Below are 18,218 nucleotides of genomic sequence, written 5' to 3' on the forward strand. Positions count from 1 at the left end.
AACAGTTTAACCCATTAGATATTAGGTATAAACAAAGGAGGCATATAAAATGTCCAATAAAGAAATGGTGGAAATATATATATTAAATAAAAAGTACTCTGTACCTTCAAGCCTTACAATCATGGATTCAATGGAATATGCAGGGTATCAATTAGTTAGAGGATGTGGATGTAGGTCGGGCTTTTGCGGTGCCTGTGCCACGATATATAGAATTAAAGGTAAGAAAGAATTAAAGGTATGTTTAGCATGTCAAACCAAGGTTGAAGATGGTATGTATCTTACTCAATTGCCATTCTTTCCTGGAGACAAAAAATTATATGATATGAATGAATTAGAGCCGACGGCTGATACAATGATGAAGCTTTATCCTGAAATATACAGCTGCATTGGATGTAACTCTTGTACGAAGGGATGCCCCCAGGACCTTAATGTTATGCAGTATATTGCCTATGCCCAAAGAGGAGACATTGAGAAATGTGCCCATGAATCTTTCGACTGTGTTATGTGCGGAATCTGTGCTTCTAGGTGTCCTGCCAATATAACTCATTACCAAGTAGGGGTGATTGCACGCCGGCTTACAGGTAAATACATTGCCCATGAAACAGAACATTTGACAGAGAGGGTACAACATATTAAAGAAGGCATGCATGATGATTCATTGAGAGAACTAATGGCTAAAAATGTTGATGAATTAAAGGGATTATACAATACAAGGGATATTGAAACGTAAAAATTAGCTTAGAATTACATAAAAATATAGTTTTACCAGGGAGGTATTTAAATGTATACAGCAGAAATGAGGGGGCTAATAAAGAAGGTAGAGGCCACCCGTTCCCAAAGATTGGGAGTTCAGTTTCCGAGAATGAGTCCCCAAGAAAAAGAAGATATATTAAAGGAAAATTATCCTGATTATAGAGATAATGAATTCAAAAATCTAAGTTTAGGGCCAAACAAAGGATCAAAGGTTCCCCTAGAGTTGGCGGATATTATTGAAGCTAAAAGTAGACTTCAAGATCTGGACATGGATTTAACTAAAGTAAACTATGACGTGGATGTGTTGATAATAGGTGGGGGAGGAGCTGGAGCATCGGCAGCCCTAGAGGCTCACAAAAAAGGCGCCAATGTATTAATTACCACAAAATTACGTTTCGGTGACGCTAATACGATGATGGCCGAAGGGGGGATCCAGGCTGCTGATAAGCCAGAAGATTCTCCTGCGAAACACTACATGGATGTAATGGGTGGCGGACACTTTACTAACAAAAAAGAACTTGTTAATGCCCTTGTAAAGGATGCTCCGGGAGCAATCAAATGGTTAAATGACCTTGGGGTAATGTTTGATAAAGAAGAGGATGGCACAATGGTTACTACCCACGGAGGTGGAACCTCGAGAAAGAGGATGCACGCCGCTGCCGACTATTCGGGAGCTGAGATCATGCGTGTGCTTAGGGATGAAGTGATTAACAAAGGGATTGAAGTGGTGGAATTTTCACCTGCTGTGGAGATCCTATTAGACAAGGATGGTAAAGCTGCTGGAGCCGTATTATTCAATCTTGAAACAGAGGAATATTTAATCGCAAGGGCTAAAACAGTTATTATAACCACGGGAGGTGCTGGAAGACTTCACTATCAGGGTTTTCCAACATCAAATCATTATGGTGCAACAGCGGATGGACTTGTTTTGGGATACAGAGCCGGAGCAGAACTTGTCTTCGCAGATGCTGTGCAGTATCACCCTACTGGGGTAGCATACCCTTCTCAAATTTTTGGGGCACTTGTTACGGAGAAGGTCCGTAGTTTAGGGGCAACACCTCTAAATATCCATGGTGAGCAATTTACTTATCATCTTGAAACAAGAGATGTGGAAACATCTGCAATCATTAGAGAATGTCATGTAAGAAATAATGGTATTGAGACACCTTTAGGGGTAAAGGGTGTATGGTTGGATACTCCTTTAATCGAAATCATCAATGGGGAAGGAACGATTGAGAAAAGACTTCCTGCCATGCTGAGGATGTATCAAAAATTTGGTATTGATATGAGAAAAGAGCCAATTCTCGTATATCCTACCCTTCATTACCAAAACGGAGGACTTTTAATTGATGAAAACGGTCAAACCAAGGTAGAAAACCTTTATGTGGCAGGAGAAGCTTCAGGAGGGATACACGGTAGAAACAGATTGATGGGTAATTCACTATTAGATATTATTGTTTTCGGACGTAGGACAGGGTTTCATGCAGGTGAAAAGTGCAAAGTGGTTAAAGTAAAAGAACTGAGCCTTGACCATGTTAAAGAATACCACAAAAGCCTTGAGGAAAACGGTGTGAATACAGACAAGATTTCTCCTGTACTACTGCCCCATTATACCCATGGAAGAGAAAATGATAAATAATATTATTTAGTTTGATTTTTACTATGAATAAGAGTATTTATTTTTCGTAACAAAAATAGAGTTAATATTTATAAAATCAATTGACGTAGTAGATTTAAAGGTGGTGATATGAACAGTAAAATTCATAATTAGCATGTTGAATTCTTCATAAAATTATATTGGGTTATGTCGGTAGGAAATATTAAAATAGTTATTGTCATAATAAAGAATAAAACAAAAAAGGAGAATGAAAAATATGAATATTAAAGAAGAAGCAATGAAATTACATAGACAATGGAGAGGTAAAATTGAGGTGATTTCTGCAGTACCAGTAAAAACTAAGGAAGATCTTTCAATAGCTTATACACCGGGGGTTGCAGAACCTTGTCTTGAAATTTCAAAAAATATAGATTTATCATATGAGCTTACAAGAAGATGGAACCTTGTAGGAGTTATAACAGATGGTACTGCCGTTTTAGGTTTAGGTGATATAGGACCAGAGGCTGCAATGCCAGTAATGGAAGGTAAATGTGTACTATTCAAAGCATTTGGAGATGTTGATGCTTTTCCTTTATGTCTAAAAACTAAAGATGTTGATGAAATTGTAAGAACGGTTAGTTTACTTCAAGGTAGTTTTGGTGGTATTAATTTAGAGGATATAAGTGGACCTAGATGTTTTGAAATCGAAAGGAAACTAAAAGAAGTATGTGATATCCCAATTTTCCACGATGATCAACATGGAACAGCTATTGTTGTTGCTTCTGGTGTAATTAATGCTCTAAAATTAGTAAAGAAGAATATGCAGGATGTTAAAGTTGTAGTAAACGGTTCAGGAGCTGCAGGTATTGCTTGTGCAAAATTATTAATGAGTATGGGAGCAAAAAATGTTATTCTTTGTGATAGAAAAGGTGCCATCTATGAAGGAAGAGAAAATTTAGGTGGAGAAAAAACTTTGATGGCAACGATTACAAATAAAGAAAAAGTACGTGGTACATTAAAGGAAGTTATTGTTGGAGCAGACGTGTTCATAGGAGTATCGGATGCTAACCAAGTAAGCCAAGATATGGTAAAGACTATGGCGAAAGATTCTATACTATTTGCTATGGCTAATCCAGTACCTGAAATTTTACCATCTTTAGCAAAAGAAGCCGGTGCAAGAGTTGTTGGTACTGGAAGATCAGATTTTCCAAATCAAATAAACAACCTATTAGCATTCCCAGGAATATTTAGAGGTACATTAGATGTTAGAGCAAGTGATATCAATAATGAGATGAAGATTGCCGCAGCAAATGCTTTAGCGGAGCTTGTGAGTGATGAAGATTTAAATGAAGACTATGTTATTCCACTACCATTTGATCCAAGAGTTGCAAAAGCCGTAGCTGAAGCTGTTATGGAAGCTGCTAGAAAATCTGGAGTAGCTAGAATATAATAATAATAATAAAAGCTGTTCAAAATTTTTGAACAGCTTTTACAAGAAAAATATTTGGAAGGAGTTGTGGATTCATGCGTAAAGTAGATGTAAAAGAAATTGAAAATGCTTTAAAAGATATGAGTATAAAGACTAATTTTTATGTGGGAGAAGACGTATTAGATGCCTTTCATAAATTCCAAAAGGAAGAAACATCTCCGGTAGGAAGAGATATTATAGCCAATTTGTTGAAAAATGCTGAAATTGCAAAAACTGATCAAGTACCAATTTGTCAGGATACAGGTATGGCTGTAGTATTTGTAGAAGTAGGTCAAGAAGTTCAGTTAATCGGCGGAAATATTACAGATGCCATTAACGAAGGTGTACGACGTGGATATAAAGAGGGATTTTTAAGAAAATCTGTTGTAGAAGATCCTTTAAAACGAAAAAATACAGGGGATAATACTCCGGCTGTGATATATTATGATATTGTACCAGGGGATAAAGTCAAAGTAACTATAGCCCCAAAAGGTTTTGGCAGTGAGAATATGAGTAGATTAAAAATGCTTAAACCATCAGATGGTTTAGCAGGTGTACTTGATTTTGTTGTAGAAGCCGTTTCACTTGCAGGTCCAAATCCATGTCCACCTATTGTTGTAGGTGTTGGAATTGGTGGCACATCTGATAAGGCAATGTATCTTGCCAAGAAGGCCTTAACAAGAGATATTGGTAGCCATAATGAAACAGAGCATTTAAAAGAAATTGAATTAACTTTACTAGAACAAATTAATGCACTAGGCATAGGACCTCAAGGACTAGGGGGAAATACCACAGCCCTTGCTGTAAATGTGGAAGCTTTTGCAACACATATTGCTGGATTACCTGTGGCAGTAAATATTAACTGTCATGTGGCAAGACATGCAGTAACAATTATATAGGGAGGGGAAAAGATGGAAATCAAACATATATCTACTCCTTTAACACAGGAGAAGTTGAAGGATTTAAAATCGGGAGATAGTGTTTTAATATCAGGAACCATGTATACAGGTAGAGATGCAGCTCATCAGAGACTAGTAGACGCAATTAATAATGGGGATGAGTTACCTTTTGATCCTAAAGATGCCATTATATACTATGTGGGACCTGCTCCAACTAAACCTGGAAATATAATAGGTTCTGCTGGTCCAACTACTAGTTATAGAATGGATGATTTGACTGTTCCATTGCTTGAACTAGGTCTTACTGGAATGATTGGGAAAGGGCTTAGAAGTCAAACTGTAGTAGATTCAATGCAGAAAAATGGCGCAATTTATTTTGCTGCAATAGGAGGAGCTGGAGCTCTTATTGCTAATACAATAAAAGAATGCGAAATTATTGCTTTTGAAGATTTGGGTCCAGAAGCCGTTCGTAAACTGACGGTAGTGGATTTTCCGGCTGTGGTTATAATAGACACCAAAGGCAATAATCTTTATGAAACAGAAAGAATAAAATATCAGAAATAAAAAATAAAAACTGTATTGGGAAATTCCAATACAGTTTTTATTTCTTTGAAAGAAATTTATTTTAAATATAAAAGACTTAAATATGGGCATAGCAAAGCTAATCCACGAATAAAAATTTTGTGTCACCTTTTTGCCATTTTAGGCATAAAAAAAGACTTTCAAGAAATCCTTGAAAGCCTTATGGTGCCGAAGGCGGGAATCGAACCCGCACGGTATTGCTACCTCTGGATTTTGAGTCCAGCGCGTCTGCCAGTTCCACCACTTCGGCATGTCTGACAATATGAATTCTAACATATATTTATAATTAATGCAATAGTTATAGTATATTTTTATTAATAAATTTTATATCTTAATAGATAAAGGTTTTATGTTAAGTATTAATGTGTTGAAATAAAATTACATAAATAAAACTATTTATAATAGAAGTAATATATTGAATTAATAGCCACATAATGCTAAAATCAAAAGTAAGTTGTATATATTAAACATTAATTTTTAGATTTTATTTAAAAGTCTAAAAGGAGGAATAACAAAATAAGGAGGGATTTCATTGCTTAGAAAGAAACAGAAAAGAATACTTAGCTGGATACTATCGTTAGCATTAATATTATTTAATTTTAACGGTGTTATTGGAACTAAAATTGTAGATGCGGCTGGAATTGATACATCGACAAATGTAACCGTTGCCAGAAAGAGCTTGGAACCAAATGCATTTACTCTAGGAATTGGACAAGTAACATCTCCATCAGTAGCTCCAGTTAATGCTACAAATAAAACATTTGATATAGTAGAAATTACAGATTTTCATGGACAACTTTTGGATTCAACTAATACAAAACCTGTAGGAGCTGCATTAGCAAAAGTAGTTAAAGACGTGAAAACTGCAAATCCTGGAAGAACACTTATCATTGGTGGAGGAGATCTATATCAAGGAACACCCACCTCTAATGTACTAAGAGGAGTTCCAGTTCAAAAGGTGTTATCAAATATGGGAATGGAAGTTACAGCTTTAGGCAATCATGAATTTGATTGGGGACTTGATATAATTAATACTGAAACTATGATTGGTGCAAATTACAACATTGTTTGTGCTAATATGTATAAAAAAGGGACAAGCAATAGACCATATCAGCCTTATAAGATAATTACTAAGGATGGTGTTAAAATAGCAGTAATAGGAGCAATACTTAAGGAAGCTCCAGGTATAATTATGCCAGCTTTAGTAGATCCTTTTGATTTTAGGGACCCAGCTACAGAAATTAATATAGTTGCAAAGGAAATCAGAGATGGAAATCTAGCTGATATAGTACTAGCAGATGTACATGATGGTGGTTCATCGCTTAATACTATGGTTAATAAATTACATGGCGTAGATGCGGTATTTGGTGGACATACACATAGTATTGGTGATGTTGTAAACAAAGATGCAGATGGGTTGGACGTACCTACATTAATAGCAGCGGCTACTGGTAAAGGTTTTATAAATTTAAAGATTACTGTAGACTCTACAAACAAAATAGTAGGTTTCTCACCTAAAGGTTCAAACTGGAAAGGACTTACAGTGACAACTACATCAGCAACAGACCCAGATTGTAAGAAAATTGTTGATGATGCAAGTACGTCATTACTTCCAATATTTAATGAAGTAATTGGAACTAATGACAATGCTTTAACTAAGAGCCAAGTTGACTCACCTTATGGAGAATCTCAACTTGGAAATTGGATGGCAGATGTTGTAAAGAACTATTCAAAATCACCAGCAGAGGTGGGAATGGTGAATAACGGAGGGATTAGATTAAGTCCAATTCCATCAGGCGATATAACTGTTGGAACAATATTTAATATAATGCCATTTGATAATACGATTTGTACTACAATCATGACGGGGGCACAGCTAAAATTCATTTTTGAACAAGCTGTTCAAAATGATGGCAATGGAATACAAATTTCTGGAGTTAAATTTGTATATGATTCTTCAAAACCGTCGTATAAACCAGCTGTAGTAGATGCAAATGGGACAGTCACAACACCAGAAATACCAGGTCAAAGGGTCCTTAGCATGATAAGAGAAAGCAATGGCACAGTTGTTAAGGATACAGACACACTAAAAGTAAATGCACCAGATTTTGTTGCTACTGGAGGGGACACATTTACAGGATTCTTAGCACCTGAGATAGTAGCTAGTTTAGTAGATTCGCATGAAAATGTAAGAGACGCTTTAAATGCTGATGTTAGAGATAAGGGCAAGATGACAGTTGTAATGGAAAATAGAATAGACAATCAAATGAAAGATGTAGATCCTGGAGCAACTATTTCAGTAGTAGCAACTTCAGATGTACACGGAAATGTTCTAAACTTTGATTATGGAACTAATGCAGCGACTTCAAAAGGACAGGGACTCGCAAAGGTTTCAACTTATGTTAAGGGCTTAAGAGCAACTAATCCAAATGTTATGTTAATAGATAATGGAGACACTATTCAAGGAACTCCACTTGCTTATTACTATAATATGATAGATAAAACCACAACTTATCCAATGTCAGCAGTTATGGGAGCAATGGGATATGACAGCTGGACTCTAGGGAATCACGAATTTAACTATGGACTTGAAGTATTAAATAGAATTAAGGATGATGCGAAGGATCAAGGTATCGACGTGTTATCTGCTAATACTTACAAAGCTGATAATAAAAATTTTGTTAAACCATATACTATGAAGTCTTTTGTAGTTAATGGCAAAACAATTAGCGTAGCGGTACTTGGACTTACAACAAAAACTATATCTAGTTGGGAGGATCCAGCTCATTATGATGGATTACATTTTAATGATTTAGTAGACGAAGCTAAAAAATGGGTTCCAGTAGTAAAGGCAGATGGAGCAGATGTAATAATAGTAGCTGCACATACTGGAGAAGAAGGAGTAGCAGATATTATTCCGGAAAATCAAGCTAAGGCATTGGCTACTCAAGTAAGTGGGATAGATGCTATAGTTGCAGGACATGCGCATAGTATTTTAAATGACATCAATTTAAAAAATCCAGAAGGCAAAGTGGTTCCAATATTAGAACCAGGTAAATGGGCACAAAACGTTTCACAAATTGATATAGCGGTTAATGCTGCAGGAATTGTTACAGGATTAACTACTAAAAATGTAGCTATGGACACTATCGCTGAAGATCATGATATAACAGCTTTAATTGCACCATATCAAGCTAAAACTTTAGAATATACTTCAACAATACTTGGACAATCTAAGGGAGAATATAAAGGCAATAAGCAAATTACTGAACCAACTGAAATAATGGAGTTAATAAACAAAGTTCAAGCTGGTGCAGCTGGAACACAACTCTCAATAGCAGCTCCACTAAGTTTATCATCATATATTCCAAAGGGTGATATTACTATTAAAGATATTATGGGCGTATATGTATACGAGAATTTTCTTTATGGAGTGAAGATGAATGGAAAACAAATAAAAGATTGGATGGAATATACAGTAAGATACTACAAACGAACATCAGGTTCAACAGATCCAATAGTTAAGGACGCAGATCTTAATATTGCAGATTATAACTTGGATCAATTGTACGGAGCAAGTTATGACATCGACTTAACAGAGCCAGCAGGAGCAATTGATTCAGTTACTAAAAAAATGATATCTGGAAACAGAATTAAGAACTTAAAGTTTAATGGAAGAGTGATTAAGGATTCAGATGTATTTACAGTTGCAATAAACAACTATAGATACAACGGCGGCGGAGGATTCATGGCTGCTGCTGGAATAAGTAGCGTTGATACATCTTTAGTTACTTATAATTCAGCTAAGGCTCTAGGTGATGATGGTCAGGTTAGAAGTTTAATGATGAAATATGTTAAAGATAATAAGACTATAACACCATCTTCAGCAAGAAATTGGAAGATATTATCATCATCAATAAAGCAAGAGGTTCCGGTGACTGGAATATCACTTGAAAAAGCTTATTTTAGCATTGGCCCTAAGATGAGTGAAACTTTAGAGGCAACATTACTACCTGGCAATGCAACAAATAAAAAAGTATCGTGGAAATCAAGTGATACTTTAGTGGCGTCAGTTGATGATAATGGAAAGGTTACAGGACATAAAATTGGGTTAGCTAAAATAAGTGCTACAACCGATGACGGGAATTACAAGGACGAATGTACTGTTGCTGTTGTAAGTAAGCCGGTTAATAAAGTTAGAATAAATAAAAAGGATATAATTATAAAAGTAGGCAAAAATGAAAAATTAACAGCTTTAGTTGGACCGGGAAATTCAGATATTAAGGATGTAATTTGGAAATGTGACAGTTCGATAATAAAAATTATTGAGAAAAATGGAAAGAGTATTTCAGTAATTGGAATATCTACCGGAAAGGCTAAAGTGACGGTTACTTCACTAGATGGAGGGTATAAGGCGACCTGCGACGTAACTGTTATCGATAAGAAAAAATAATTTTGGCGGCAGGTACATTTGTATCTGCCTTCATTTTATTTAAATCGTTGATGTTTTTATTGACGAAGTATATTATAATGTAGAATATAGCACAATATATAAACATACTAGAAAGAAGGGATTTACAATGTCTAAGGAAAGACTATTAATTTTAGATGGCCATAGTCTTATGTATAGAGCTTTTTATGCATTACCAGCCCTAACAAATTCGGATGGCATATACACTAATGCAGTTTATGGTTTTACAAATATGCTTTTAAAGATGAAGGAAGAGTTTGAGCCAGATTATATTGTTACAACATTTGATAGGAAGGCGCCTACTTTTCGTCATGAAGAATATAAAGATTATAAGGCAGGTAGAAAAAAAATGCCTGATGAGCTCCGCGATCAGTTTTCTCTAGTTAGGGAACTTTTAGAGAAAATGGCTATAGATATTTTTGAATTAGATGGCTTTGAAGCAGATGATTTAATAGGAACATTATCTGTATTTGCAGAAAAACAAGGACTTGAAGTTTTTATAATAACAGGAGACAGAGATGCACTCCAGCTTGCCACAGATAATGTTAAAGTTGTAATAAACAAAAAGGGAATGTCACAAAAGGAAATATATGATAGAAATCGAATAATAGAAGAGTTTGGAGTAACTCCTACAGAATTTATAGATGTAAAAGGGCTAATGGGGGACGCTTCTGATAATATTCCAGGTGTACCAGGAATTGGTGAAAAAACTGCTTATAAGCTAATTAAAGAGTATAAGAGTATAGAAAACCTTCTTATGAATATTGATAAGATTAGTGGTAAAAAACTTGTGGAAAATTTAACTGCTTATAGTGAACAGGCTATTTTCAGTAAAAAATTAGCTACTATTATTACATGTGTGCCTATGGAAATGGAATTAAGTTCAATTAAATCAAAAGAAAAATATGATGTACGGGCTGTAAAAGATTTATTCTACAAATTACAATTTAAATCTTTAATAGGGAAAATACCAGATGATGAGGATTCAATCGAAGAAACATTTTCTGCGGATTTTACGGTAATAGATAAATTGTCGAAGCTTCTGGAAGTTATTAGTGAAATTAAAGAGACTATTTATATAACTTTTGATATTGCAGATTCTAGTGTGTTTTCTAAAATTAGCGTAAATAACATATATTTTAATTATAAGGGAAAAAACTATTTGATTATGGTTACTGATTTATTTAATGAAGATGAAGAAAAAACTATAAGTTATTTGAAAACTATACTTGAGAGTAATGATATTAAAAAGGTAAGTCACGGCGTAAAGAATGCTTACACTGCACTTAATAAAAAAGGCATTAAGTTACAAGGGGTAAAATTTGATACAGAACTTGGGGCTTATTTGCTCGATTCAGCTAAAAAGGAGTATAGCCTGGAAACTCTTATAGATAAAATTCTTAGAATCTGTATTATAGGCGAGGGTCATGAAAGAGAGATTAATAAAGTAGCATTACTAAAAGAGCTTTATGAAATCTTAGAAAAGAAGATTGAAGAGTACAAAATGGAAGAACTGCTATATGATGTGGAGCAACCATTAACAGAAGCTATATCATATATGGAGGCAGAAGGATTTACAATAGACAAGGATAGATTAGAGGAACTTGGCATAAAATTCGCTCAAGATATAAAAGAAATGGAAAGCACTATTTTTGTTTTATCTGGAGAAGAATTTAATATTAAATCTCCAAAGCAACTAGGCAAGATATTATTTGAAAAGTTAGATTTACCTGTTATAAAGAAAACAAAAACAGGATATTCAACTAATGCTGAGGTTTTAGAGGCGCTAGCAGATAAGCATCCCATTATCACAGAAATTACAAGGTATAGACAGTTAACAAAGATTTTTTCTACTTATATAGAGGGGCTACAAGCAGTAATTGATACAGATTGTAGAATACATTCAAACTTTACACAAACAGTTACAACAACAGGAAGACTATCAAGTACTGAACCTAATTTGCAAAATATCCCTATAAGACATGAAATGGGTAGAGCTATAAGAAAAGTATTCATACCACACAATGATCAGTGTGTTATTTTATCTGCGGATTATTCACAGATAGAGCTTAGAGTATTAGCTCATATAGCAGGGGATGAAAATTTAATTGAGGCTTTCATTAAACATTGTGATATTCATACTAAAACTGCTTCAGAGGTATTTAATGTACCGATAGGAGAAGTTACGGCGCTTATGAGAAGTAATGCAAAAGCTGTAAACTTTGGAATAGTATATGGCATTGGAGAATTTAGCTTAGCAAAAGACTTAAATATATCTAGAAAAGAAGCTAAAGCATACATAGAAACATATTTTGAAAGATATCCAAATGTTAAAAAATACATGGAGGATATAGTGGTTGAAGCTGAGAAAAATAATAGTGTTACTACAATAATGAATAGAAGAAGATTTATCTATGAAATAAATTCAACAAACAAAATTGTGAAGTCCTTTGGTAAAAGGCTTGCTATGAATACACCGATACAAGGAAGTGCAGCAGATATTATTAAACTTGCTATGATAAATGTGTTTGATAAATTAAAGCAGGAGGGATTAAAGAGCACTTTAATTCTCCAAGTACACGATGAATTAATACTAAATGTATATAAGGATGAGCTTAAGCAAGTTGAGTATTTGGTTAAGGAACAGATGGAAAATGTAGTTAAACTTTCAGTTCCACTAGAAGTAGAAATAAGCATTGGAGAAACTTGGTATGAGGCAAAATAGTTGAAAACGCTAAGGGTTGGGATAACAGGTGGAATCGGTAGTGGAAAGAGCACAATAACTAATATGCTAATAGAGAAGGGTCTTCCGGTTGTTGATGCAGACATTGTAGCTAGAGAGGTTTTTATAATATATCCTGAGATGATAAGTAGAATTAAAGGGGAATTCGGGTATGAGTTTTTTGACAGTGAAGGTAATCTTAATAGGAAAGAGTTTGGAAACTATATATTTAAGGGTGATAATCGCAGAAAAAAGCTTGAAAGTATAATGATGCCGTTTATAAAAAAAGAAATACAAGACAGAATAAAAATGTACGAAGAAGGCAATTTGCAATTTTGCTTTTTAGATGCACCTACTTTAATAGAAAACAATTTTCATACTAGTATGGATGTAACTATTTTAGTGTGGGTGAGTAGTGACATTCAAGTACAAAGGGTTATGAATCGAGATGCTTTAAAAATAGACGAAACATGGGATAGAATAAGAGCTCAAATGCCAATAGATGAAAAGAAAAAATTTGCAGATTTTGTTATTGATAATGGCGGGAGTATTGAAAATACAAAGTTACAACTAGATTTGATTATTAGGAAGTTAGAAAGGTTAGGAGTGAAGTGATGAAATTTAAAAAAATTATAAAAATCTTAATCTTAATTTTTTTGGTTATTATAGTGATTAACATTAAAAGCATTTTTAAAAGCTTTTACCCTATAAAATATGGAAATCAAATAGTTAAGTATTCGCAAAGGTATAATGTGGATCCTTGTTTGGTTGCAGCTGTAATTAGGGCAGAAAGTAATTTTGATGGAAACGCTGTTTCTCCAAAAGGTGCCTATGGGCTTATGCAGATAATGCCTGATACTGCATTGTGGATTGCAGAAAATATGAAATTAAAAGATTTTGATGTGGAAAAATTATATGAAAGTGAAATTAATATTGCTATGGGATGTTGGTATATTAATAATTTAAACACTGAATTTAATGGAAATATAGACTTGGTGTTGGCAGCTTACAATGGTGGACGTGGAAATGTACAAAAATGGCTTAATGATAAAGAATACTCTAGCGATGGAAAAACATTAAATGTAATACCTTTCGGGGAAACAGATAAATATGTTAAAAAGGTAAAAACAAATTATAATATTTATTTGAAATTATATGGTGATGAAATCAAATAAAAACAGAAAAAACTATTGACAATTTATACTAGAATAATATATAATCAATCTTGTAGTTACAAGTTTTAAAATACATATGACTATAAGATTTGACCCTTTATATTAAATAAACAATATTTGCGATAGTGGCGGAATGGCAGACGCGCACGTTTAAGGGACGTGTGGGAGACCATACGGGTTCAAGTCCCGTCTGTCGCACCAAAAAATTATATTACTTTAAAAAAGAGGTAGAAATACCTCTTTTTTTTAACGACTTTCCTTCAGAAGTTGTTAATATTGCAGTACCGCGGGTGATGATTTAATTGGTAAGATAAAAACCTATGAAAAGTGAATTTTTTTAAGAAATATGGAAAAACTAACATCTGAAAGAGGTGTTATTTATGAAAAACAAAAACAATAATTCTAATGAAAAACAGGAGAAACCACTCAAAAATAAAGAAAATAATCCAGTTACTATAAATGGTGATAGTAACATGAGAAAGCCTGTAAGAGGATTAAAGTAGAGGCGCTATAAAAAGTGAGCGCTATAAAGAGGGTGTAATTACATCCTCTTTATTTTTTTTTTGCATATTGTCATAAAATTAGTATCAAAACACGGCCTCTAGCATAAATTGTTAATGTATTAAGTTATAAATAGGGAGGGCGGTTATGAAACTAGAGGACAGAAATATTGAAGATATAGACATGAAGGAAGAATATGAAATGGTTCCACTAGAACCTATGATGTATGGATATGGGCAAATGAATATGATGCCGAATATGGGCATGAACCCAAATGTGGGTATGAACCCAAACATGGGAATGCAAATGGGAGATATGCAGGATGTAAATCCAAATATGGGGATTAATTCGATTATGGGAATGAACCAATTTAATGAAGACATGTTCATGAATGGGTCCAATCCAATGGGTATGACGTATGGAGATGTATCTATGAAAGGTTTTGAGCAGGGGGATGAAGATTTAAGACAATTGGATAATTATCAAGATAGATCCCCATTTGATAGACCTAATCCCCAATACAATGATGTTGAGTCCATTGTAAGAAGAATTGAGAGGTATAACCCTGCCATATTTAGGAGGTTAAATAGGTGTGGGATACCATATTTAGAAGCAAAAGAAATAGTTAGAAGAATCGTTAGAGTAACACTTATGTACAGAGATGAATAAAAAATAGTAATCATTTAACATAAAGAAAAACAAAATTCATCTAGAACCCTATAAAAACTTATAGGGTTATTTGATTTGTAATGATTTGACAAAAAAATAAAAATATAGAAGTGCTAATATAATTTTTTTTGAAGGGGATTTAAAAGTAACGTAGAATTTAATTATTAAAGAGGCATAAAATGTTAAAGAGGAGTAAATTGAAGAGGTGTAATTATGTTTAATATAGATATTAAATTTGATGATGTTAGCATTATGAATGTAGAAAAAGGGGATATTTTAAAAATTAAAAATTGGACTAATAAACAGCAAGATTTTAATATAGAGGCAAGGTTAAATTATGATATTAAGGAATTTTATGAAAGATATTTAGAGTGTTATGTGAGTGAAGGGGAATACTTTCTTAAAGTGTTACATGGTAGTGAACTTATAGGTATTATAAAAGGTAGAATAGAATTTAAAAATCCAAATGAAGTATGGATTATGTGTTATTTAATAGAAATTAGACTATATGATGCTGATATATCAAACATAATTATTAATGAGTTTTCAAAGCATTTACATGAAAATTATGGAATGTGTGATTTCTATACTTTTGTTTCATCTAATAATAATGCAATGGTGGAATTTTGGAAACGCAATAACTTTGAAGAAAGTAGGGTAACAAGCAATTTTTTTAAGATAAATAGCGAAGACAAGGATATAATAATTCTAAAAAAAACAATTTAATATATATATATTTTTTTTATTCTAAAATCAATTTTAAAATAATAGTATTTTAAATAAGGCATCTAAAAAAATAGACTACAAGTTACTAGTTATTTTTTAAAAGATGTTTAAAGATTTATTAAATTAGGGGATGATAAAGTGAGATATACTAGATATAATTATAAGACGCCTAGGAAAAATAATAATTTTATGATTGTAATTACATTAACTTTGATAGCAGCCATTGCCTTGGGCACAATGTTATCCAAGCTAATACCTAATAATAACGTAAAAACGGGTACAGGTGATAAAACTACTAAAACGGATGTAGTAAAAGACAGTAAAGTAAATCAAGATAGTAAAGTGAACAAAGAGAGCGTAGATGTTTCTAAAGAGATTCCTCAAACTAATATTAAAGATTATGTAGCAATACAATGTGGCGTTTTTAGCGCGAAGGAAAATGCTTTAATTTTGAAAAAAAGTTTAATGGAGTTTAGTACACCATTTATTCTTGAAGAAGATAAATTATATAAAGTCTTGGTTGGTGTTTATCCTAAAGATGGGATTGGTAATATTATTAAACAACTTGATGCAAAAAAAATAATGTATACTAAAATTAATTTTCAATTGAGCGGAAAGGATTCAACAAGTGCACAAACCAATGAAATGATAAGTGCTGATCTTAAAATATTAAATAAACTTTCAGAAAAAGATACTAAATCAATTAAAACTGTAGAATTAAAAAAGTGGATAGGTTCTTTAAAGGGTGCGGAAGAAAAAAGTAAAAATTATAGTACCATGACTGAAATGAAATCATATTTAACTGCAATGCCAGCGGAATTAAAAAAGGAAAAAACAGAGGAGGGGTATATCTACATCTATAAATATATAAAGAAAATATTAAAGAAGTAGAATGATGTGGAATTAAATCATTAAAAATACAAATAGATTATTTGAATCTATTTGTATTTTTTTATCTAAATGCTAGTGGATATTTTTGCAACTTAATAAATTACAATTATAAACTTTTTTTGAATATTAAATTTATACACTTGTGTATGAATTTATTAAATGTTAAAATGTATAGGATATAAGTAAAGTGGGGGGTACGATTTGAAAAGTGCAGAAGGAAGAAATCCGTATTTTATTTTTTTTATACTGATTGGAGCTATTTCTGGAAGTTTTATAGGTGAACTATTAGGAGATAACGTAAGCGCACTCAAATTTTTAAAGAGTACATACACCATAGGAATGAATACTCCTATGCTTATAGATTTTAAAGTATTAGCAGTAACTTTCGGTATAAATTTTAATATTAATATAATGTCTATTATAGGCATTGTTTTGGCAATAATATTATATAGAAAATATTAGGAGTGATGTAGTGGATATTATTCTAGCTTCTGCATCTTTGCGTAGGGTGGAACTTTTAAAAAAAATAACTAGCAATTTCAAGGTAATAGTAAGTGACTTTGAAGAGAGTGACGTATTATTTTCTGCGAATTGTGGAGACTACGTTATGGCCTTAGCAAAAGGAAAGGCTGTAGCTGTTTGTAGTAGCGTTAAAAAACCAGCTGTTATAATAGGGTGTGATACTATTGTTTATTTCAAAGGCAAAGTGCTTGGTAAACCTAAAAATAACAAGCAAGCTTTTCAAATGATTAGTGATTTAAGTGATAATACACATGAGGTATATACAGGGATTGCAGTAATAAACACCGAAACTCAAGAGATTAGTACTGAGTATGTTTGTACGGAAGTAAAATTTTCAAAATTGTCTTCAATAGAAATAAACAATTACATAGAAAAGGGCGAGTCACTTGATAAGGCTGGAGCTTATGGAATACAAGGAGCAGCATCTCTATTTGTTGAAGAAATAAAGGGCTGTTACTATAGTGTGGTGGGGCTACCGGTAAATAAATTATATTTTATGTTAAGGGAGATGGGGGTCAATCTATAAAGGAGTTGTTTATGGGTATGACGTGCAAAATCATGGATTTGCCTCAAAATGAAAGGCCAAGGGAAAAATTGTTAAGATACGGTGCTGAAACTTTATCCAACAATGAGCTATTAGCTATAATACTTAGAATAGGATCAAAAAATGAAAATATTATAAGTCTTTGTGATAGAATAATTTCTGAGTGTGGCGGACTAAATGGACTTCTAAGTTCAAGTGCAGAAGAATTTATGAATTTAAAGGGTGTTGGAAATGCTAAAGCAACACAACTTTTAGCACTTACAGAAATTTCAAAAAGATTTAGAAGTTTTAAATCAGGAGAAGAGTACAAAATTACTTCCCCAAAAGATGTTGCAGAATATCTTATGGAGGAAATGAGATATTTAAAAAAAGAATATCTTAAATTAGTTATGCTAAACACAAAGAATGTCATTATAAGTATAAAGGATATCTCAATTGGTAATTTAAACACTTCGATAGTTCATCCAAGAGAAGTTTTTTACGAAGCTATTAAAAAATGTAGTGCTTCCGTGGTTATTTGTCACAATCATCCGTCTGGAGATCCAACTCCTAGCAAGGAAGATGTAAACATTACTATAAGACTTCAAGAATGTGGTAAATTACTAGGGATAGAAGTGCTTGATCATATAATTATTGGGAATGGAACTTATACGAGTTTAAAAGAAAAAGGAATACTTTAGATACGAAGGGAGAAATTA

General features: G+C 33.1%; 16 protein-coding genes and 2 tRNA genes. 17 read left to right on the forward strand and 1 reads right to left on the reverse strand.

The window, feature by feature from the left end; translation table 11 throughout:
* The first annotated feature begins 49 nt into the window (after nt 1-49).
* The 5 genes from KTC94_RS16905 (at nt 50) to KTC94_RS16925 (ending at nt 5,281) form a co-directional block, all read left to right on the forward strand.
* Entirely contained in the window at nt 50-730 is a 681-nt protein-coding gene (locus KTC94_RS16905) for a 4Fe-4S dicluster domain-containing protein (RefSeq protein ID WP_216301756.1), read from the forward strand.
* Nucleotides 731-781: 51 nt separating this feature from the next.
* A complete protein-coding gene (locus KTC94_RS16910; RefSeq protein ID WP_220285979.1) occupies nt 782-2,392 on the forward strand; it encodes an FAD-dependent oxidoreductase in 1,611 nt (536 codons plus the stop codon).
* A gap of 235 nt (nt 2,393-2,627) precedes the next feature.
* Nucleotides 2,628-3,800 carry an NADP-dependent malic enzyme gene (locus KTC94_RS16915; RefSeq protein WP_220285978.1) on the forward strand — a complete coding sequence of 391 codons (1,173 nt, stop codon included), beginning with the start codon at nt 2,628-2,630 and terminating at the stop codon, nt 3,798-3,800.
* A gap of 74 nt (nt 3,801-3,874) precedes the next feature.
* The gene (locus KTC94_RS16920) at nt 3,875-4,717 is read left to right on the forward strand and encodes a fumarate hydratase (RefSeq protein WP_220285977.1); all 843 of its coding nucleotides are present in this window, start codon (nt 3,875-3,877) and stop codon (nt 4,715-4,717) included.
* A gap of 12 nt (nt 4,718-4,729) precedes the next feature.
* Nucleotides 4,730-5,281: a Fe-S-containing hydro-lyase gene (locus KTC94_RS16925; RefSeq protein WP_220320163.1), complete on the forward strand. Its 552-nt coding sequence runs from the start codon at nt 4,730-4,732 to the stop codon at nt 5,279-5,281.
* Between the two features lie 181 nt (nt 5,282-5,462).
* Here KTC94_RS16925 and KTC94_RS16930 read toward each other — a convergent pair.
* Nucleotides 5,463-5,549: transfer RNA gene (locus tag KTC94_RS16930), tRNA-Leu, on the reverse strand.
* Between the two features lie 282 nt (nt 5,550-5,831).
* On the opposite strand from KTC94_RS16930, the gene KTC94_RS16935 reads away from it, so the two are divergent.
* The 12 genes from KTC94_RS16935 (at nt 5,832) to radC (ending at nt 18,200) form a co-directional block, all read left to right on the forward strand.
* Nucleotides 5,832-9,752 (forward strand): 5'-nucleotidase C-terminal domain-containing protein, encoded by a 3,921-nt coding sequence (locus KTC94_RS16935; RefSeq protein WP_220320164.1) that lies wholly within the window; start codon nt 5,832-5,834, stop codon nt 9,750-9,752.
* A 127-nt stretch (nt 9,753-9,879) separates the two neighbouring features.
* Nucleotides 9,880-12,495: a DNA polymerase I gene (polA, locus tag KTC94_RS16940; RefSeq protein WP_220320165.1), complete on the forward strand. Its 2,616-nt coding sequence runs from the start codon at nt 9,880-9,882 to the stop codon at nt 12,493-12,495.
* Nucleotides 12,496-13,107: a dephospho-CoA kinase gene (gene coaE / locus KTC94_RS16945; protein WP_220285973.1), complete on the forward strand. Its 612-nt coding sequence runs from the start codon at nt 12,496-12,498 to the stop codon at nt 13,105-13,107. It abuts the gene before it with no gap.
* Nucleotides 13,107-13,667 carry a lytic transglycosylase domain-containing protein gene (locus KTC94_RS16950; protein ID WP_216301763.1) on the forward strand — a complete coding sequence of 187 codons (561 nt, stop codon included), beginning with the start codon at nt 13,107-13,109 and terminating at the stop codon, nt 13,665-13,667. The genes coaE and KTC94_RS16950 overlap by 1 nt, the downstream gene beginning before the upstream one ends.
* Before the next feature lie 119 nt (nt 13,668-13,786).
* Nucleotides 13,787-13,868: transfer RNA gene (locus tag KTC94_RS16955), tRNA-Leu, on the forward strand.
* A 179-nt stretch (nt 13,869-14,047) separates the two neighbouring features.
* Nucleotides 14,048-14,170 carry a hypothetical protein gene (locus KTC94_RS16960; protein WP_258280648.1) on the forward strand — a complete coding sequence of 41 codons (123 nt, stop codon included), beginning with the start codon at nt 14,048-14,050 and terminating at the stop codon, nt 14,168-14,170.
* Between the two features lie 145 nt (nt 14,171-14,315).
* A complete protein-coding gene (locus KTC94_RS16965) occupies nt 14,316-14,837 on the forward strand; it encodes a hypothetical protein (protein ID WP_165412869.1) in 522 nt (173 codons plus the stop codon).
* Between the two features lie 213 nt (nt 14,838-15,050).
* The gene (locus KTC94_RS16970; RefSeq protein WP_216301764.1) at nt 15,051-15,563 is read left to right on the forward strand and encodes a GNAT family N-acetyltransferase; all 513 of its coding nucleotides are present in this window, start codon (nt 15,051-15,053) and stop codon (nt 15,561-15,563) included.
* A 138-nt stretch (nt 15,564-15,701) separates the two neighbouring features.
* Nucleotides 15,702-16,454, forward strand: coding sequence for an SPOR domain-containing protein (locus KTC94_RS16975; protein WP_216301765.1), 753 nt, complete (start codon nt 15,702-15,704; stop codon nt 16,452-16,454).
* Nucleotides 16,455-16,655: 201 nt separating this feature from the next.
* Nucleotides 16,656-16,916, forward strand: coding sequence for a DUF4321 domain-containing protein (locus tag KTC94_RS16980; RefSeq protein WP_165412872.1), 261 nt, complete (start codon nt 16,656-16,658; stop codon nt 16,914-16,916).
* Nucleotides 16,917-16,926: 10 nt separating this feature from the next.
* Nucleotides 16,927-17,502 (forward strand): Maf-like protein, encoded by a 576-nt coding sequence (locus tag KTC94_RS16985; protein ID WP_220320166.1) that lies wholly within the window; start codon nt 16,927-16,929, stop codon nt 17,500-17,502.
* An 11-nt stretch (nt 17,503-17,513) separates the two neighbouring features.
* The gene (gene radC / locus KTC94_RS16990) at nt 17,514-18,200 is read left to right on the forward strand and encodes a DNA repair protein RadC (protein ID WP_220285970.1); all 687 of its coding nucleotides are present in this window, start codon (nt 17,514-17,516) and stop codon (nt 18,198-18,200) included.
* Nucleotides 18,201-18,218: the final 18 nt, after the last annotated feature.

Origin of the sequence: Clostridium sp. CM028 (assembly GCF_030585565.1) — a bacterium.
GTDB lineage: Bacteria > Bacillota > Clostridia > Clostridiales > Clostridiaceae > Clostridium_AD > Clostridium_AD estertheticum_B.